Origin of the sequence: Streptomyces sp. NPDC090119 (genome assembly GCF_044747085.1) — a bacterium.
Classification (GTDB): domain Bacteria; phylum Actinomycetota; class Actinomycetes; order Streptomycetales; family Streptomycetaceae; genus Streptomyces.
On the sequence record NZ_JBIVDK010000002.1, the window covers coordinates 148,804 to 165,814 of the forward strand.

Sequence of the window (17,011 nt, forward strand, 5' to 3'; positions counted from 1 at the left end):
TCAGCCCTTGCGCCCCCATGCGGAGATCATCGGCGCGGTGGCGAGGTCCATGCCGCCCGCCGCGACGTTGGCGAGATGCCGGTCGATGTCCTCGTCTGTGGCCAGCCCCGCTTCGACCAGGCGGCCCCGGATCTGACGGACCGTGGCCAGTTCGAGCGCGGTGCACGCCGGTGAGGTGAGCGGGAAGTACGCGTCGGCCTCGACCTGCAGCAGTCCTGCCTCGCGGAGCAGGCGCGGCAGGCGGCGGCCGTAGGAGAGGTCGGCGCCGCGCTCGGCGAGGAGCCGACGGAAGCCCTGGCGGAGCCGGTTGGCGAGCCGCTGCTCGGGGCCGTGTTCGTCGGGGCAGGTCAGGGGCTGCAGGGCCGGGTCGGCGTCCTCGATCAGCAGACAACCGCCGGGCCGCAGCGCGTCGATCATGGAGCGCAACGCCCGTTCCCGGTCCGGGACATGGACGAGTACGAGCCGGGCGTGCACGAGGTCGAAGCCCCGGCCCGGTGCCTCCTCGGCGCCCACGTCGTGGGTGCGGACCTCCACCGGGGGCCGGGCCACGGAGTCCAGGCGGGAGGTGTCGATGTCGGTGGCGACGACGCTGCCGGTCGGACCCACCTTCCGCGCGAGCCAGGAGACGACGGAGGTGCCTCCGGCGCCGACCTCCCAGCAGCGCCATCCGGGGCCGATGCCGAGGCGTTCGAGGTGGCGGAATGTGGTGGGGTCGAAGAGCGAGGCGAAGGCGTCGAAGCGTTCGCCCGCCTCGGTCTGCCGGTTGTCCAGGAGGTATCCGTCGGAACTGGTCATGTTCCGCATCGTCCCAGCCTGGCGCCGTGGCAGGGGCGGCCGATCCTTTGTCCACAGGCGGGAACCAAGCGGAATCCGTGATTCCCACAGGCTTCCCCGACTTTCCCGCAGGACTGGCAAACTGACCGCGCAGGACACGAGAGGTGTCAGCTGCGGAGATCCAGGCAAGGAGATCCAGATGTCGATGGCGGGGAATCTGCGGAAAGTAACAAAGCTGAGCAAGGTCGGCGGCCTGCGCAAGGTGGCCGGTCTGGCCCGGCGTCGGCCGCGTGTGGACCTGAGCCACCCGGCCAGGTCGCCGCTGGGTTCCTCGGTAGTGAACTGCGTGACGTATCAGGACGGCATACGCGTGCCGGGCGCCGCCGATGTGGTGGACGCCGTGAAGACGGTCCGCAACACCGGCGCCGGTTTCGTCTGGCTGGGTCTGCACGAGCCGACGGCCGAGGAGTTCACGGATGTCGCCGAGCTGTTCGACCTGCACCCACTCGCGGTGGAGGACGCGGTGGAGGCCCACCAGCGCCCGAAACTGGAGCGGTACGGGGACACGCTCTTCGCGGTGCTGAAGACGGTCTGCTACGTGGAGCACGAGAAGCTGACGGCGACGAGCGAGGTGGTGAACACCGGCGAGATCATGGTGTTCGTCGGCGAGGACTTCGTCATCACCGTGCGGCACGGTCACCATGGCTCGCTGGGCCCGCTGCGCGAGGAGTTGGAGTCACGTCCGCGTCAGCTGGCCAAGGGCCCTTCCGCGGTGCTGCACGCCGTGGCGGACCATGTGGTGGACGAGTATCTGAACGTCACGGACGCGGTCCAGGGCGATGTCGAACAGGTCGAGACGGATGTGTTCTCGGAGGAGGGCGCGCGGGCCGATCCGGGACGGATCTACCAGCTCAAGCGCGAACTGCTCGAACTGAAACGGGCCGCGGTGCCGCTGGTGCGCCCGGTGGAGGACCTGGCCACCCGGCCGATGAAGGTGGTCAACCCGGAAATACAGGCGTACTTCCGGGATGTGATGGACCATCTGATAAGGGCCAAGGACCAGATCGCCGCGTTCGACGAGCTGCTCAACTCGATCCTTCAGGCGCACCTCGCGCAGGTGACGGTCGCGCAGAACGAGGACATGCGCAAGATCACCGCCTGGGCCGCGATCGTCGCGGTGCCGACGATGGTCTGCGGTGTCTACGGCATGAACTTCGAGTACATGCCCGAGGCGCACTGGCAGTACGGCTACCCGCTCATGATGGGGATCACCGCGCTGGCCTGTGCCGTGCTCTGGCGGGGCTTCCGGCGCAACGGCTGGTTCTGACAGGCCGGGCGGGTCCCGGACCGGTGGGGTCAGCCGTTCCAGGCGGGGTGCCGTGGGTCGTCGGCGCGCACCAGGACGTCGGCGGTCTCGGCGGGGTCGGTCTCCGTCTCGTACCGGGCGAATGCGGGGAGCGTCCAGTGGTCGGTCTCGGGTGTGCGGCGGCGCAGGGCGCCGGATGACAGGAGGACGTGGACGGCCAGGTCGAAGGGGAACCAGTGCCGTAGGAGAAGGGGGCCGTGCAGCAGCAGTACCCCGCCGGGCGGGAGCTGGACGTAGGTGCTGCGGGTGGCTCGGTCGGTGATCGGGTCCCACAGGTCGGGCAGCACCCGCCCGTCGCCTCCGGGGTCCAGGGGCCCGAGGACCTCGCGCCACAGCGCGCCGGTGTCGAACCAGCCGCTGTAGTACGACTCCTCGTCCCGCCTGCCATGTTTCAGGCGGAGGGAGGCCGGACGCAGGAAGTCCTCGGCGCCGACGACCAGTGAGGGCCGGCCGCGTACCCGGAGTGCCTCGGCGATCCGGGCGGCGAGGTCTCCCGGATGAGCGGCGGGCGCACCGTCGAGGCCCACACGCGGCCAGGGACCGCCGTCGGCGGGCTCCAGCGCGAGAATCCGGTCGGCGAGCCGTTCGGCCAGCCGCTCCCAGGTGATCGCTTCGAGTCGCACAGGCCCATGATGCCGGGAAGCCGGAGGAAGCGGAAAAGGCCAGAACAGCAGGGAGGGCAGAAAAGGAGGAGTGGCCCGGCGCCGTGCGGGAGGGCGAGCTGGTGGCGGGGAATGAACCGCGTATGGCACGTCCCGCGAGCGCAAGCCGACCCGTGGAGCCACGCTCCCCCGCACCGCCCGACGCCGGAGGCGGCCCGGTGGTGGTCCAACCGCAGCGGCGCAAGCACTGCGCGGCCTGTCAGCAGGGTCCGCTGGTGTTGCTGGTGCTGGAGAGCGGGGTGCCACGTTGCCTCGACTGCGCGGATCTGGGGCACCTGGTGTTCCTGCCGCGCGGGGATGCCGCGCTGACCCGCAGGGCTCGGGAGGAGAGCACGCTGTCGGCGGTGGTCGTGCGGTTCGCGCGGCGCCGCGGCCGGTACGAGCGCCAGGGTCTGCTGGTGGAGGAGGCCGCGCTGGCGCGGGCCGAGGAGCGGTGCCTGGCCGACGCCGAGGTCCGGCAGCGGAGGCGGACGCGGGACGCGCGGCGGAGGGGTGAGGTGGACGAGCGCTTCGTCGCGGAGTTCGCGGCGGAGATCGGGCGGCTGTTCCCGGGCTGTCCGAACGGCCGGGCGCGGGAGATCGCCGGGCACGCGGGGCTTCGGGGCAGTGGTCGGGTCGGGCGGAGCGCGGCGGGACAGGCGCTGTCGGAGGCGGCGGTGACCTCGGCGGTGGTGGCGTCCGTACGGCACCTGGACACGCCGTACGACGAGCTGCTCATGAGCGGGGTGCCCAGGCGCGAGGCGCGTGACCGGATCGCCGGGGCCGTGGAAGGAGTACTGCGGGAGTGGCGGGGACCGGCCCGGCGGGCGGCGACGGAGGCGGTCCAAGTAGAGGGAGATGAGTGACGTGAGAAGGGTGACGGGAGGGGAGGTTCACCGGCACGGATCGGCGGCCCGTGCGGTGCGGAAAGGTGGGAGATCCCGTGCGCCGCGAAAAGCGGGAAAAGGTGCCGTCCGCCGCCCTGCGCGGGGCTCGGTGGCGACGTATCGTGGCCGGAAGAACACCGGGACGGGGACGCGCCCGTGCCGGGCGACCGCCGAGTGACTCCCGCCCGGGATGCCGCACCGGCCCGTGGTACCCGCGGCGCCCCCATACCCCGGTACACGTCCGCGAGGAAGACGCCCATGGCCGATCCCAAGGGGTTCATGAGCACGCCGCGCCAGGAGTGGCCGCGGCGGCCCGTGGTGGAGCGGGTCCGGGACTGGCACGAGGTCTATGTGCCGGGGGCGTTGCTGCCGATCGTCAGCGCTCAGGCGAACCGGTGCATGGACTGCGGGGTCCCCTTCTGCCACGACGCCTGCCCGCTGGGGAACCTGATCCCCGAGTGGAACGACCTGGTGGCCCGGTCGGACTGGCGGGCGGCGAGCGAGCGGCTGCACGCGACGAACAACTTCCCCGAGTTCACCGGCAGACTGTGCCCGGCGCCGTGCGAGGCAGGGTGCGTGCTGGCCATCAACCAGCCCGCCGTCACGATCAAGAACGTCGAGTGGGCGATCGCCGAGCGGGCCTGGGAGGAGGGCTTCGTGCCGCCCCGGCCGCCGGACCGGCTCTCCGGGAAGACGGTCGCGGTGATCGGGTCGGGTCCGACCGGACTGGCCGCCGCGCAGCAGCTCACGCGGGCGGGGCACACCGTGGCGGTGTACGAGAAGGACGACCGGATCGGGGGGCTGATGCGGTACGGCATCCCCGAGTTCAAGATGGAGAAGGGCTGTCTGGACCGGCGGCTGGAGCAGATGCGGGCGGAGGGGACTCGGTTCCGTACATCGACGGCGGTCGGGCGGGACGTGCCCGCACCGGAGCTGCGGTCGCGGTACGACGCGGTGGTGATCGCCACGGGAGCGACGGCCTGGCGGGAACTGGATGTACCGGGGCGGGAGTTGGCCGGGGTTCAGCAGGCGATGGAGTATCTGCCGCCCGCCAACCGGGTGTGTGCGGGCGACCTTGAGGCCAACCCCTTCTCGGCGGCGGGGCGGCACGTGGTGATCGTGGGCGGCGGGGACACCGGGGCCGACTGTCTGGGGACGGCGGTGCGCGAGGGTGCCGCGTCCGTGACCCAGCTGGACATCTACGCCCGGCCGGGCGAGGCGCGGGACGCGGAGGCGGAGCCCTGGCCGACGTACCCGAAGCTCTACCGTCTCTCCGGCGCGCACGAGGAGGCGGGTGAGCTGCGGACGGCTCCGGCGGCGGACGCGGACGCCCGGCTGTTCGCGGCGTCCACGCTCCGGTTCTCCGGGGACGAGCAGGGACGAGTGAAGGAGCTGCACCTGGTGGAGGTGGACGAAGGACGGCGGCCGGTGGCGGGCACGGAACGGGTGCTGCCCGCCGACCTGGTGCTGCTGGCGCTCGGTTTCTCCGGCCCGGATCGCGCGGACGGACTCATCGACCAGCTGGGGCTGGTGACGGAGCCGCGCGGCACGATCGCGCGGGACGGGGACTTCGGCACGAACGTGCCGGGGGTGTTCGCCGCCGGGGACGCCGCGCGCGGGCAGTCGCTCGTGGTGTGGGCGATCGCGGAGGGCCGGGCGGTGGCGGCGGCCGTGGACCGCTATCTGATGGGCGAGTCGTGGCTGGAGGCGCCGATCTCTCCGCACGACCGGCCGATGGCGGTGTAGCCATCGGCCGGGAGGAGGGAGGGGGCGGGGAGTCAGGTGCGTTTGCCGGCAAGGGTGGTGCGCATGAGTCAGAAACAGGGACAGCGGTTCAGGACAGCAGGAAGTCCGCCTCTCCCGCCTTCGCGCCCGCGATGAAGGCGGTCATCTCGGCGGAGGTGTATATCAGCGCGGGGCCGTCGGGGTCGGTGGACTGGCGCAGGGCGATGCGGCCGTCGGCCAGTTTCATGGCCTCCAGGCAGTTGCCGCCGTTGCCGCCGCTCCAGGGCTTGTGCCAGCCCACGGCGCCCAGTTCCCGCGCGGGCATGCCGTTGTAGACGCGGCGGCGCGGATTGATGCGATCCATCACAGCTCCTTGCGGAGATCCCGCAGGATCTCCTTCGTGCGTTGTGCCGTGGCGGCCTGTGCCGCCATGCGGTCCATGACCTCCAGGTGGGTCGCCACCTCGGAGCGCGCGTCGAGGTAGACGGCGCCGGTCAGGTACTCGCTGTAGACCATGTCGGGGAGTTCGGGCATGGCGAACCGGAACAGTACGAAGGGGCCGTACGTGCCCGGATGCGGCCCGTTGGCGAACGGGGCCACCTGGAGGGTGACGCCGGGCAGCTCCGTCGCCTCCAGGAGTCTGTCGAGCTGGGCGCGCATGACCTCCGGCCCGCCGACCGGGCGGCGCAGGGCGGTCTCGTCCATCACCGCCCAGAAGCGGGGCGCGTCGGGTCGGGTGAGCAGTTCCTGACGGCGCATCCGGAGGGCGACGTGGCGCTCGATGTCGTCGGGGCTGGTCTGGCCGATGGCGCCGGATCTGAGCACCCCGCGCGCGTAGTCCTCGGTCTGGAGCAGTCCGGGGACGAAGTGCGGCTCGTAGGAACGGATGAGCGCGGCGGCACCCTCCAGGCTGACGTACATGGAGAACCAGCCCGGCAGGATGTCGTGGAACCGCTGCCACCAGCCGGGTCGGTTGGCCTCCTCGGCCAGTTGGACGAAGAGTTCGGCCTCGTCCTCGGGAACGCCGTAGGACTTCAGCAGCAGTTGCAGGTACGGGATCTTGAGGGAGACCTCGGCCATCTCCATCCGCCGCACGGTGGCGGGGGCGACGCGCAGGACGCGGGCGGCCTCCTCGCGCTTGAGCCCGGCGCGCTCCCGCAGGTCCAGCAGGCGGCGGCCGAGGACCACCTGACCCACGGTCGGCGCGGACCGCGGTTCGCTCACGTTGCCACCTCCGACGGAAGGGATACCGGTTTGCCAGGGCGGGGATACCTGGTGAAGGAACCCCGACAGCCCTGCGGCGCCGTTCGAAGACGCATTCGATGATCCGGGTGGATCGCCGACGGTCCCAATTGGCGCCGCGCGAGGTGCTGTTGCGAGCAGTGTGCCACGGCCGTTCACCGCGTCATACAGCACTCTGCATTTTTCAGAGTGACACTTGCCAAGTGTTCACGGCGGGGAGATAGTGGCAAGCGTGATTCCGTCCGCGCCCTTAGGAACAGACTCCGTCGCAGACCGTTCCCGTCTCGGCGTCGCAACGGCATCGGCAGTGGCTCCGGCCGGAGCCGGCCGCCGGTTCCGCTTCGAGCTGGCCGCGCATCCAGGCTCTCCGGCCCAGGCCAGACACCTGGCACGGGCCCGGCTGACCGGCTGGTCGGTGTGCGCGGACACCTGCGACAGCGCGGTCCTGGTCATGTCCGAGCTGGTCACCAACGCGATCGTGCACACCGCGAGCGGTCGTGTGGTGTGTGAACTGCTCGACCACGACGGCCTGGTGCGCATCGCCGTGCGCGACGAGGGATGCGCCCCCGGCGAGCCCCACCCGGCACAGCAGCGGCCCGACGAGGAGCACGGGAGGGGGTTGCTTCTCGTCGCCGCGCTGTGCCGGGCCTGGGGTGCACAGGAGCACGGGACCGGCCTGCTGGTCTGGGCCGAGCTGGAGCGGGGCCCCGCGACGGACGGCCACACACGCGCCCCGTCGCACAAGGACACCAGCACCGGCACCGGCACCACCGTTGAGCCACGCCACGACCTCGGCTGGGGCACCACCACCGAGCCCCGCCACGACCTCGGCTGGGGTGCGCGCGGCAAGCCCGACCCGGCCCGCGCCCCCGGCGAGGGCGAACGCGCCGACACCCCACGTCACGCACGGGTGCCGGAGCAGTACGCCCGCACCGCCGGGCCCGACGACACCTGGAGGCGGCCGTGACCGGCGCCGCCGGGCTGCCGCTCGGCCTGGACACCCTGGTCCGCCTCGGGCGTGGCCGCCCCGCCTCCGGCCGGGCCACCGGGTCGCCGGTGCCCGAGGGCATGACCGCCCCGCTCGGCTGCGACGCCGTCGCCATGCCCGACCGCCTGGCCGCGCTGATCGTCCCCCGGCTGCCTCGGGTGGGCTGTGTGTACGCCGACGGCGGGCGCTGGTGGTGGCTCGTCCCGGCGGACTCCGACTACGCCCTGCCCTGGCCGGCCCCCGCCGAGTACGCCGCGGGCGCCCCGGTCCCCGGCACCGCGCGTCTGCTGCACCGCCCCGCGGGCACGATCCCCTACACCCCGCCGATCCCGCTGTACCTGGCCCTGTGCCGGGTCACGGGCACGACCCCGGACTGGTCCCGGCCCATATCGGCCTGACGGCACCCGTGCCGGCCCGGCCCCGCGCACCCCCGTACGCCCCCGTCACCCCCGCTCGCGCTCTGCCCGTTCGGCGCGCCCGCGGGGATAGTGGCCGTTTCGGTCACGGCGAGGGGGAGGTTCGCGGTGCGGCAGCGACGGAGGCAGGACAAGCCGCCTGAACAGGGCGGCCCGGAGGTCTCGGAGTCGGAGCGGCTGCTGTTCGGCGGCCCTCTCCGGTACGACGTGGGGTGGAACGAGCACGCCGACGCGTTCCTGGAGCTGAGTTTCCGGTCGATGGTGCGGCGGCTGCCGGGCATGCTGGCGTCCAGTCTGCGGCTGGCCCGGCAGGCGGACCCGCGGGCCGCCCGGACCGTGCTCGCCGCCGAGGTGGGCCGGGGTGTGGCCCAGGCGGTCAGCCTGCTGGCCGTGAACAGCGCGCTCGGCAGCCTGCTCACCGGCCCGGACATCGGGCACCGGCTGCGCGCCGCCGTACCCGCCCTCGCGGTGATGGCCGCGATGATGCTGGTCGCGGCGCTGTTGCGGGCCGCCTCGACGTACGCCACCGGGCGCCTGGAGCCCAAGGTGGAGCGGGTGGCGACGGAGCTGTATCTGGAGCGGGCGGCCAATGTGGAGCTGGCCGCGATCGAGGACCACGCCTTCCACAAACTGCTGGACACCGCGCAGCACGGCGCCCGTTCGGCGCGCCACATGATCTCGTACAGCGCGCGGGTGATCAACGCGCTGATCTCGCTGATCGCGGCGGCCGGTGTGCTGACCGTGCTGCATCCCGCGCTGCTGCCACTGCTGATCACCATGACGCTGCCCAGCGCCTGGAGCGCGCTGACCAACGCGCGGCGGCGCTACGAGTCGTTCCTCACCTGGGTGCAGCACGTGCGGGCCGGACAGCTGATCGGCGGTCTGCTGACCGAGCCCGGAGCGGCGCCGGAGATCCGGGTGCACGGGGTCGGCCCGTTCCTGCTGCGGCACTTCCGGGCGATGTCGGAGACGGCGGAGGCGGAGCAGGCCCGGCTGTCCCGGCTGGCCGCGCGCACCGGGCTGGCGGCGGCCGCGTGGACGGGCCTGGCGACCCTCGCCACGTACGCCACCCTGGGCGCGCTGCTGCTGGCGGGGGCGATGGCGTTGTCGGTGGCGGGTACGGCGGTGATCGCCATCCGGACCGGTTCGGGAAGCCTGGACACGCTGGTGCTGGAGATCAACCAGCTGCACGAGGAGGCGCTGTTCGTCGGGGATCTGCAACGGCTGTACGTGGAGGCGGCCGAGCGGGCGATCCCGGTGGGCGGTGAGGCGCTGCCGGAGGAGCCGAAGGAGATCAGGTTCGAGGACGTCACCTTCAGCTATCCGGGCGAGTCGGCGCGGCCCGCGTTGGACGGGGTGAGCCTCAGCCTGCCCATGGGCCGGATCATCGCACTGGTCGGGGAGAACGGTTCGGGCAAGACGACCCTGGTCAAACTGCTCGCGGGCCTGTACACGCCGGACCGGGGGCGGGTGCTGTGGGACGGGGTCGACGCGGCGCGGGCGGACCGGCGGCTGCTGGCCGAGCGGGTGGCGATGGTGGCGCAGGACTTCAAGCGGTGGCCGTTCACCGCGCGGGTGAACGTGGCGGTGGGCCGTTCCTCCGTGCCGCTGAGCGAGGAGCGGCTGGCGGCGGCGGTCGCGGAGGCCGGTGCCGAGAAGATGATCGCGGGTCTGCCGCGCGGTCTGGGCACGCTGCTGGCCCGTAATTTCACCGGTGGCCACGAGCTGTCCGGGGGCCAGTGGCAGCGGCTCGGGATCGCGCGGGCCGCGTACCGGCGCGGCGACATCCTGATCGTGGACGAGCCGACGGCGGCGCTGGACGCGCGAGCCGAACTGGCGGTGTTCGAGAAGATCCGGGCGCTGGCCGCGGGCGGGCAGACCGTCGTGCTGATCACGCACCGGCTCGCCTCGGTCCGGCACGCCGATCTGGTGCACGTGCTGGAGCGGGGCCGGGTGGTGGAGTCCGGCACCCCGGACGAGCTGCTCGCGCGGGGCGGGGTCTACGCGGAGCTGTACGCGCTCCAGGCCGGGCAGTTCACGGCCGCCGTCCCGGAGCGTAGGCCCGGCTGAGTCCGGTTCGCTCCACGCCGTCGGCGCCGCGCAGGATCACCAGGAAGGTGTCGCTCGCCAGGTCCATCACGACCTCGGCGGGTACGCCTTCCTGTCGTCGCGCGTGCGCGAACTCCTCCGCGGGCCACGAGCCGCGCGGGCCCCCTGCGGGAAAGCGTTCGAGCACCGTCCGCCCGTTCACCATCTCGCACCTCCAGTCTTGCGTCGTACTCAACGGAGTCAACGCGCCGGAGGGGGTGATCGGCTCGCCCGGTGACGGGACTGAGACATAGCCGACACCGGTTCACAGCCGAACGTGAGCGTCCGCTCACCGAAGGTCGTCGCTCAGTGCTCGTACTCGTCGTGCAGGCGGAGCCGGTCGCTGCCGTGCGGGTGGCGGCCGAGCGCGGTGAGGTCTAGCAGCCCGGAGAGGGTGCCGAGGCCGTCGAGGGCGTCGTCGTAGACCGAGTAGGTGTGGAAGATCCGGTCGCCGTCGCGCAGGAAGCAGCTCAGGCCGGGGCGTTCGGCGGGGGTGCCGTCGCGGTCCACGGTGGCCTCGAAGTCGCGGTTGAAGTCGCTGTGGCCGGAGGAGTACCAGGGCACGGTCCAGCCCATCCGCGCCTTGAAGGGCAGCAGGCGGGTGAAGGGGGCGAGCGAGACGGCCGCGAAGGCGGTGTCGCGGGCCCGGAGGTGGGCGAGGTGGCCGAGCTGGTCGAGGAAGGCCGCGCAGCAGGGGCAGCCCGTCTCCTGCCCGGGCGCGAACATGAAGTGGTGGACGACGAGTTGGGCGCGGTCTTCGAAGAGGTCGAGGAGGGTGGCCTTGCCGTCGCCGCCCTCGAACACGTACTCGGTGGAGACCTCCACCAGGGGCAGCCGTCGTCGTTCGGCGGCGAGCGCGGCCCGTGCCCGCTCGACGGCCTCCTCCTTGCGCCGTAACTCCTCGCGCGCCGCCCGCCACCGCTCGCGGCCGGCGATCTCCGGAAGCGACATGAGCCCTCCTGTTCCGACGGTCAGTTCGGGGTGCTGACCGTGGGCGGGGGCACAACTCATCGGCGTGCGGCGGGCTTTTTTCCGGCGGGGGGCTACGCGGCGGTGCGGAGCCCGGTCCAGTCCCGGCCCCCGGCCTCCAGTTCCTTGAGCGCGGACTGGAGCTGGCCGGTGTGCCGGGGGGTGAGGCGGCCGGTGTCGTCGAGGTGGACCGCGCAGGCGGTGGTGGTGTCGACGAGCCGTTCCAGCACGGCGGCCACCTGGTCGGTGCCCCGCGTGTGCCGGGCGACGGTGGGCAGTTCGGCGGCGGAGACGGCGATGGCGGTACGGGCCTCGGCGAGCGCGCGGTACGCCTCGCGGCGCAGCGCCCAGCGTTCGGTGTGGTCGCCGGTCCCGGCGAGGACGTGTTCGAGGTAGGCGTGCGCGGCGCCCCCGGCGGCGGAGAGCCGGGCCCGGACCCCGGCGCCCTGGCGGCCCGGCATCGGCAGGTGGCCGACGATCAGGACGAGCGCGCAGGCCACCAGCGTCTCCGCGATCCGGCCGAGGCACGCCTGCGGTTCCCCGCCGACCATGATCAGGGCGAGCACGAGCACGGTGACGACGGCGGTCAGCGCGGCGAAGTGCCGGGTGGAGACGGGCAGCAGCGCGCCGCACACCGTGACCAGCACGATCAGCCCGGCCGGGCTGGGCAGCAGCGCGGCCAGACCGGCGAACACCAGCGCGCCGAGCACGGTCCCCGCGGCCCGGCACAGCACCCGGGAGACCAGCGGGCCGAGGTCGGGCTTGACGAGGAAGACGGCGGTGAGCGGCAGCCAGTACCAGTGCGGGTGGCTGCCGTACCAGCCGGTGTGGTGCAGGGCCTGGGCGATGCCCGCTCCGGCGCCGAAGCAGAGGGCGACGCGCAGCCCGTACTCGCGGCCCGCCGTGCCGAACATGGCCCGCAGCGCGCCGCGTACGCCGCCGCGTCGGCCGACGGTGAGGTGGCGGGCGCCGCGGGTGCTCGCCACGCGGTCGAACGCCTCGGCGGCGCGCAGCAGGGCGTCGTCGAGGGCGCGCAGGGCGGGCGCGGCGCGGGTGGGGGCGGGCAGCGGCCCGGCGGCGGTGTTGTCCCGGACGGCGGCGGCGAGCCGTCGGGGGCCCGCCGAGGCCCGTGCGCAGAGCGGGTCGCCCGCCCAGGCGAGGGCGGTGGCGGCCTCGGCCAGGGGCAGCGCGGCCCGGTACTGGGCGTGCAGGCGCCGTTCGGCGGCGGAGGCGGCGTGGCGGCGCAGCCGGGGTCCGGCGAGCGCGTCCTGCGCGTGGTCGAGTGCGGCGGTGAGCGCGGCCCGGCGGGCGGCCGCGCTGTCGGTTCCGGCCGCGTCGAGCAGGGCGGCGACGGCGTCGTACACGTCGGCCACGGCCTGGCGTTCGCCGTCGAAGCGGAAGTCGCCCGCGAGTGAGCCGGGGGTGGGCAGCGCGAGGCGGAGCAGGAGCAGCCAGAGCGCGCCGGCGAGGAAGGCGAGGGCGCCCTGCCAGGCGGGTGGTCCGGCCGGGGTGCCCGCGCCGACCGCGGCGGTGACGAGGAGCTGGGTGCCGGCGGCGGAGGCGACGGGGCCGATGGCGCTGATCGAGCCCGCGGCCAGGCCGAGCACGGTCAGCGCGAGGGTGAGCGGTACGGCCGACAGGTGCTGTCCGCCGTAGGTGCCCACGAGCAGGCCGACGGCGCCCGCCAGGGCCGGCGTGCCGAGCCGGTCGACGGAGGCGCGCCTGCTGCCGGGGCGGTCGTTGATCCCGGCGAGCATGGCGCCGATCGCGGCGAGGACGCCCTCGGCGACGAGTCCGGTGAGGACCCCGGCGAGCAGCAGCGGTCCGGCGGCGAGGGTGCCCCGGAGCACGGCGTTCCAGGGCACGGGGCCGCGCTGGGCGCGGAAGGCGTGGGCGAGCCAGGGCGGAAGTGACCGGACGGCGGGGCGCGACACGGGGCTCCTGTTCGTACGAGGGCGGGGGCCTTCGGACGACGGTGGCCGAGTGGGGGTCACTCCAGGGTAGAGCGTGGCGCGGTGTCCGATGCGACGCCCGGGTTTCGGGGAGGTGAAAGATGCCCCGGTTGCGTGAGCAGGATCTCCTCCGCCTCGGTCACCGCGCGTACGAGGGTCTCGGGGGTGAGGGCGGCGGTCACCTGGTCGATCCGGCGCAGTCCGGCGCGTTCCAGCAGCCGCTTCTCGTTGGTGATCCATTCCCCGCGCTCGGCGAGCACCGCGTGCGCGGCCTGGGCGGCGGCGGTGGCGAGGGCACCGGCGACCTCGGTGAGGCGGCCGTGCGGGGCGTGGTTGGCCCCGGCGTAGCCGAGGGTGGCGCGGGCGGTGCCCCGCCAGCGCTCGGGGGCGGTGCGGCGCAGTGCGTCCGGGTAGGCGGCGGGGCGGGGCAGGGTGCCGCGCAGCACCTGGTTGACGGCCAGCTCGGCGACGATCAGATACGTGGGAATCCCGGCGAGGTGGAACAGCAGGGGCTCGACCCGGAAGCGGCCCTGCTCCGCCTCGGCCAGCTCGTGCTCGACGCTGTCGAGATCCCGGTAGTGGACGTCGACCCGGCGGCCGTCGATGGTGAGCCACGCTCCGCCGTTGAACACCCCGCCGCCCCAGCCGCCGACCTCGGAGACCTCGCCCTCCCAGCCGAGGGCGCGCAGGTCACCGGGGTCGAAGCCGCCCCGGTAGTAGACGGCGAGGTCCCAGTCGCTGTCCTCGGTGTGCGTGCCCTGGGCCCGTGAACCGCCGAGCGCGACGGCCCGCACGGTGGGCAGTCCGGCGAGGCGGTCGGCGGTGACGGAGAGGAAGTCGGCGTCGGAGAGGGCGGGCACGGCGGCTCCTCGGGATCGTCGTCAATCGGATGTGCGGACTGACCGGGGCGTCGTTATTCGGGTGCGCGGGCGGCTCCGGGGCCTCAATGATGGGTGGTCGTCCGCCCGCGCATCCAGGGAGTCGCCATGATCCGCCGTGTCACCGTCCCCGGTCTCTTCCCGCCGCCGACCTACTCCCATGCCTCCGTCGTCGAGACGGGCACCCGGCTCGCGTTCCTCGCGGGCGCGGTCCCGCTGGACGAGCGGGGCGAACTGGTCGGGCCGGGAGACCCGGTGCGCCAGGCGGGGCAGGTGATCGCCAACCTGCGGGAGCAGTTGCGGGCGGTGGGCAGCGATCTGGAGCACGTCCTGGTGACCGAGGTGTATGTGGTGAGCGACCAGCCCTCGGTGCTCTCGGCCGTGTGGGAGGTGGTGGAGGCGTCCGGTCTGAGCAAGGGCCCGCACTCCTCCACCCTGCTCGGCGTCACCTGCCTCGGCTACACCGGCCAGCTGGTGGAGATCACGGCCACCGCCGCGATCCCGGAGGCGGGTGAGTGACGGTCCTGCTGCGCCGGGCGGCCCCGGCGGACGCGCGCGCCGCGGCCGACGTGGAGCGCGTGCCGGGTGAGCTGACGCTGTGGACGTTCCAGGTGAACGGGCCCGCGCACCGCTTCTACGAGCGCCACGGCTTCGTCGCCGTGGAGCGCACCGACGGCCACGACAACGAGGAACGCGAGCCGGACGTGCGGTACGTCTGGCGGCCGTGAGCCGCTAGCGCAGGCCCGCCGCCCGAGCCGCCGTGCCCAGCGTCTCCCGGAGCATCTCGGGGGTGAGGCGGCCGGTGAAGGTGTTGCGCTGGCTGACGTGGAAGCAGCCGTAGAGGTCCAGGCCGCCTTCGAGGGGGACGTGGGTGCCGTGGGCGAAGGCGGGGCGGGGCCGGGGTACGGTCCAGCCCGCCTCGGTGAGCGCGGGCAGCGCGGCCTGCCAGCCGAAGGCGCCGAGCACGACGACGGCCCGGAGCGTCGGCCTTAGCAGCGTCAGCTCCCGCACCAGCCAGGGTCGGCAGGTGTCGCGCTCGCCGGGCGTCGGCTTGTTGGCGGGCGGCGCGCAGTGCACGGGCGCGGTCACCCGGACCCCGTACAGCTCCAGCCCGTCGTCGATGCCGACCGAGGTCGGCTGGGAGGCGAGGCCCAGGTCGTACAGGGCCTGGTAGAGGACGTCCCCGGAGCGGTCGCCGGTGAACATGCGGCCCGTGCGGTTGCCGCCGTGCGCGGCGGGGGCGAGCCCGATGATCGCCAGCCGGGCGTCGGCGGGCCCGAAGCCGGGCACCGGGCGCCCCCAGTACGTCCAGTCGGCGAACGCGGCCCGCTTGGTACGGGCCACCTCCTCGCGCCACTCCACCAGGCGCGGGCAGGCCCGGCACCCGGTGAGGCGCCGGTCCAGCCGGGCGAGGGCACCGCTGTCGTCCATGCCCCTCACGGTAGACCGGGCCGGTCAGGTGAACGCCGCGCCCAGCGCGACGAACCCGCAGATCAGCACCGCCAGCACGGCCAGCAGCGGCCATACGAAGCGCAGGTACTTGTCGTACCCCACCTTGGCGAGGGCGACGCCGCCCATGACGACGGCGGTGGTCGGCACCCAGAGGTTCATCCAGCCGCTGGACGCCTGCCAGGCGGTGACGACGACCGCGCGGGACACCCCGGCGAAGTCGGCGAGCGGGGCGAGGATCGGCATGGCGAGCGTGGCGTGGCCCGAGGTGGAGGGGATCAGGAAGGCCAGCGGCAGGTTCACCACGAACACGATGACCGCGAAGACACCGGACGAGGTGCCCCGCACCACGCCCTCGATGGCGTGCAGCACGGTGTCGGTGACCTTCGAGTTGTTCATGATCACGGTGACGCCGCGGGCCAGCACGATGACCAGCGCGGGCGAGATGAAGTCGGCCGCGCCCTGCACGATCGTGGAGCTGAGCCGCTGCTCCCCCATCCGCGCCACCAGCCCGACCAGCACGGCCGCGCAGATGAAGAGCGCGGCGAGCTGCGGGAACGACCAGTCCAGCTCGAAGCCGTACGGGGTGGCGTCCGCGTCTCCGGTGAGCGCACTGGACCAGGGCACCACCGAGAAGATCATGAACGCGAAGACCAGGACCATCGTGGCCAGCACCGCCCGGTGCAGCCCGGTCAGCTCCGGTTCCGCGTCCGGCGCCTCGGTGGCGTGCTCACGGTCGCCGGGCAGGAAGCCGGTGAGGGAGCGGTCCGGGTCCCGCCGTACCCGTCGGGCGTACCGGATGACGTAGGCGACCGTCACCGCCGTGAGCACCACCCACATCACGAAGCGCAGCGCGATGCCGTCGCCGAGGGAGACGTCGGCCGCCGAGGAGGCCACCCCGGTGGCGAAGGGGTTCACCGTCGAGCACAGCACGCCGATGCCGGCGCCGAGGATGATCGTGCCGACGGCCACCATCCGGTCGTAGCCGAGGGCCAGCATCAGCGGCACGATCAGGCCGTAGAAGCCGAGGGTCTCCTCGGCGAAGCCCTCGACGGTGCCGAGCACCGAGAAGACCACCATGATCCCGGCGATGAGCAGCGCCCCGCGCTCCCGCAGCCGGTGGGCCAGCCGGGCGATGCCCCGGTCCAGCGCGCCGGTGGCGAACACGACGGTGATGAACGCGCCGATGGCCAGCACGAACAGGAACACCCCCGCCGCGCCGTACAGCTCCCCCGCGAGGTCCGGCCCGACCAGACCGGTCTTCGCGTCGCGGAGCCCGTACAGCCCGTTGACCGGCGACAGGAAGAGATCGTTGAGCCGGTCGACGAAGGACTCCCCGGAGGAGACCCGGTGGTACGTCCCCTGCACCGGGGCGCCGGACGCGTCCCGGTCGTACTGGCCCGGCGGGATGAGGAAGGCGAGCAGCCAGACGGCGATCGTGACGACGGCGAGGACGGTGAGCGCGCTGGGGAAGGTGAACGTCCGCCGGTGCCGGGGCGGCTCCTCGACCTCGGCCTCCGTCTCCATGTCCCCTCCTCGCTCCCGGCGCGATCTCGGCAACAGCCTCCGGGGTGCGCGGGCGGGCCGCATCCGGGGCGGGGCGTGGGAGTGGTGGGAAACGCCGTACCGGCGCGGC

Annotated in this window: 17 protein-coding genes and 1 pseudogene; 8 read left to right on the forward strand and 10 right to left on the reverse strand. The window is 73.3% G+C overall.

The annotated features are described in order from the left end of the window. On the reverse strand, positions 1-795 hold the full coding sequence (locus tag ACIPPM_RS08030) for a methyltransferase domain-containing protein (protein WP_401444515.1): 795 nt from the start codon (positions 793-795) through the stop codon (positions 1-3). A 178-nt stretch (positions 796-973) separates the two neighbouring features. On the opposite strand from ACIPPM_RS08030, the gene ACIPPM_RS08035 reads away from it, so the two are divergent. After that, positions 974-2,101: a magnesium and cobalt transport protein CorA gene (locus ACIPPM_RS08035; RefSeq protein WP_401444517.1), complete on the forward strand. Its 1,128-nt coding sequence runs from the start codon at positions 974-976 to the stop codon at positions 2,099-2,101. Positions 2,102-2,130: 29 nt separating this feature from the next. On the opposite strand, the gene ACIPPM_RS08040 is transcribed toward ACIPPM_RS08035, so the two are convergent. Further along, positions 2,131-2,763 carry a uridine kinase gene (locus ACIPPM_RS08040; RefSeq protein WP_401444519.1) on the reverse strand — a complete coding sequence of 211 codons (633 nt, stop codon included), beginning with the start codon at positions 2,761-2,763 and terminating at the stop codon, positions 2,131-2,133. Between the two features lie 122 nt (positions 2,764-2,885). On the opposite strand from ACIPPM_RS08040, the gene ACIPPM_RS08045 reads away from it, so the two are divergent. Both ACIPPM_RS08045 and ACIPPM_RS08050 read left to right on the forward strand, forming a co-directional pair. Next, positions 2,886-3,647, forward strand: coding sequence for a DUF2293 domain-containing protein (locus ACIPPM_RS08045; protein ID WP_401444521.1), 762 nt, complete (start codon positions 2,886-2,888; stop codon positions 3,645-3,647). 279 nt (positions 3,648-3,926) lie between these two features. Then, positions 3,927-5,414, forward strand: coding sequence for a glutamate synthase subunit beta (locus ACIPPM_RS08050; protein ID WP_401444523.1), 1,488 nt, complete (start codon positions 3,927-3,929; stop codon positions 5,412-5,414). Positions 5,415-5,502: 88 nt separating this feature from the next. On the opposite strand, the gene ACIPPM_RS08055 is transcribed toward ACIPPM_RS08050, so the two are convergent. Together ACIPPM_RS08055 and ACIPPM_RS08060 are read right to left on the reverse strand one after the other, a co-directional pair. Continuing rightward, complete coding sequence (locus tag ACIPPM_RS08055) at positions 5,503-5,757, reverse strand: DUF397 domain-containing protein (protein WP_388992113.1); 255 nt, start codon at positions 5,755-5,757, stop codon at positions 5,503-5,505. Then, on the reverse strand, positions 5,757-6,617 hold the full coding sequence (locus ACIPPM_RS08060; RefSeq protein ID WP_393597317.1) for a helix-turn-helix transcriptional regulator: 861 nt from the start codon (positions 6,615-6,617) through the stop codon (positions 5,757-5,759). Before ACIPPM_RS08060 ends, ACIPPM_RS08055 begins: the two co-directional genes overlap by 1 nt. 241 nt (positions 6,618-6,858) lie before the next feature. Here ACIPPM_RS08060 and ACIPPM_RS08065 point away from each other — a divergent pair, with 241 nt between their 5' ends. From ACIPPM_RS08065 to ACIPPM_RS08075, 3 genes are all read left to right on the forward strand, one after another. Continuing rightward, positions 6,859-7,602, forward strand: a complete 744-nt coding sequence (locus tag ACIPPM_RS08065) for an ATP-binding protein (protein WP_401444525.1) — start codon at positions 6,859-6,861, stop codon at positions 7,600-7,602. Continuing rightward, a complete protein-coding gene (locus tag ACIPPM_RS08070) occupies positions 7,599-8,021 on the forward strand; it encodes a hypothetical protein (RefSeq protein ID WP_401444527.1) in 423 nt (140 codons plus the stop codon). The genes ACIPPM_RS08065 and ACIPPM_RS08070 overlap by 4 nt, the downstream gene beginning before the upstream one ends. A gap of 126 nt (positions 8,022-8,147) precedes the next feature. Further along, positions 8,148-10,109 (forward strand): ABC transporter ATP-binding protein, encoded by a 1,962-nt coding sequence (locus ACIPPM_RS08075; protein ID WP_401444529.1) that lies wholly within the window; start codon positions 8,148-8,150, stop codon positions 10,107-10,109. Here ACIPPM_RS08075 and ACIPPM_RS08080 read toward each other — a convergent pair. The 4 genes from ACIPPM_RS08080 to ACIPPM_RS08095 all read right to left on the reverse strand — a co-directional run bounded on the left by ACIPPM_RS08080 (position 10,075) and on the right by ACIPPM_RS08095 (position 13,908). Further along, positions 10,075-10,293, reverse strand: coding sequence for a hypothetical protein (locus tag ACIPPM_RS08080; RefSeq protein ID WP_401444532.1), 219 nt, complete (start codon positions 10,291-10,293; stop codon positions 10,075-10,077). The two genes, ACIPPM_RS08075 and ACIPPM_RS08080, sit on opposite strands and share 35 nt — an antisense overlap. 140 nt (positions 10,294-10,433) lie before the next feature. Continuing rightward, the gene (locus ACIPPM_RS08085) at positions 10,434-11,078 is read right to left on the reverse strand and encodes a DUF899 family protein (RefSeq protein WP_401444534.1); all 645 of its coding nucleotides are present in this window, start codon (positions 11,076-11,078) and stop codon (positions 10,434-10,436) included. Positions 11,079-11,170: 92 nt separating this feature from the next. Beyond that, complete coding sequence (locus ACIPPM_RS08090) at positions 11,171-13,030, reverse strand: FUSC family protein (RefSeq protein WP_401444536.1); 1,860 nt, start codon at positions 13,028-13,030, stop codon at positions 11,171-11,173. Positions 13,031-13,086: 56 nt separating this feature from the next. Continuing rightward, positions 13,087-13,908: a nucleotidyltransferase domain-containing protein gene (locus ACIPPM_RS08095; RefSeq protein WP_401444539.1), complete on the reverse strand. Its 822-nt coding sequence runs from the start codon at positions 13,906-13,908 to the stop codon at positions 13,087-13,089. A gap of 126 nt (positions 13,909-14,034) precedes the next feature. Here ACIPPM_RS08095 and ACIPPM_RS08100 point away from each other — a divergent pair, with 126 nt between their 5' ends. Beyond that, complete coding sequence (locus tag ACIPPM_RS08100; protein WP_401444542.1) at positions 14,035-14,445, forward strand: RidA family protein; 411 nt, start codon at positions 14,035-14,037, stop codon at positions 14,443-14,445. A gap of 47 nt (positions 14,446-14,492) precedes the next feature. Next, a pseudogene (locus ACIPPM_RS08105) lies at positions 14,493-14,654 on the forward strand (histone acetyltransferase); the annotation flags it as partial. Between the two features lie 4 nt (positions 14,655-14,658). Here the strand turns inward: ACIPPM_RS08105 and ACIPPM_RS08110 are convergent. Beyond that, complete coding sequence (locus ACIPPM_RS08110) at positions 14,659-15,357, reverse strand: uracil-DNA glycosylase (protein WP_401444544.1); 699 nt, start codon at positions 15,355-15,357, stop codon at positions 14,659-14,661. A gap of 24 nt (positions 15,358-15,381) precedes the next feature. Further along, complete coding sequence (locus ACIPPM_RS08115) at positions 15,382-16,902, reverse strand: YfcC family protein (RefSeq protein WP_401444547.1); 1,521 nt, start codon at positions 16,900-16,902, stop codon at positions 15,382-15,384. Between the last annotated feature and the right edge of the window lie 109 nt (positions 16,903-17,011).

Excerpts from the sequence above, each read along its gene's own strand:
- ACIPPM_RS08030 (WP_401444515.1), bottom strand. The coding sequence starts at position 795 with ATGACCAGTTCCGACGGATACCTCCTGGACAACCGGCAGACCGAGGCG.
- ACIPPM_RS08035 (WP_401444517.1), top strand. The coding sequence starts at position 974 with ATGTCGATGGCGGGGAATCTGCGGAAAGTAACAAAGCTGAGCAAGGTC.
- ACIPPM_RS08045 (WP_401444521.1), top strand. The coding sequence starts at position 2,886 with ATGGCACGTCCCGCGAGCGCAAGCCGACCCGTGGAGCCACGCTCCCCC.
- ACIPPM_RS08050 (WP_401444523.1), top strand. The coding sequence starts at position 3,927 with ATGGCCGATCCCAAGGGGTTCATGAGCACGCCGCGCCAGGAGTGGCCG.
- ACIPPM_RS08055 (WP_388992113.1), bottom strand. The coding sequence starts at position 5,757 with ATGGATCGCATCAATCCGCGCCGCCGCGTCTACAACGGCATGCCCGCG.
- ACIPPM_RS08080 (WP_401444532.1), bottom strand. The coding sequence starts at position 10,293 with ATGGTGAACGGGCGGACGGTGCTCGAACGCTTTCCCGCAGGGGGCCCG.
- ACIPPM_RS08085 (WP_401444534.1), bottom strand. The coding sequence starts at position 11,078 with ATGTCGCTTCCGGAGATCGCCGGCCGCGAGCGGTGGCGGGCGGCGCGC.
- ACIPPM_RS08100 (WP_401444542.1), top strand. The coding sequence starts at position 14,035 with ATGATCCGCCGTGTCACCGTCCCCGGTCTCTTCCCGCCGCCGACCTAC.
- ACIPPM_RS08110 (WP_401444544.1), bottom strand. The coding sequence starts at position 15,357 with ATGGACGACAGCGGTGCCCTCGCCCGGCTGGACCGGCGCCTCACCGGG.
- ACIPPM_RS08115 (WP_401444547.1), bottom strand. The coding sequence starts at position 16,902 with ATGGAGACGGAGGCCGAGGTCGAGGAGCCGCCCCGGCACCGGCGGACG.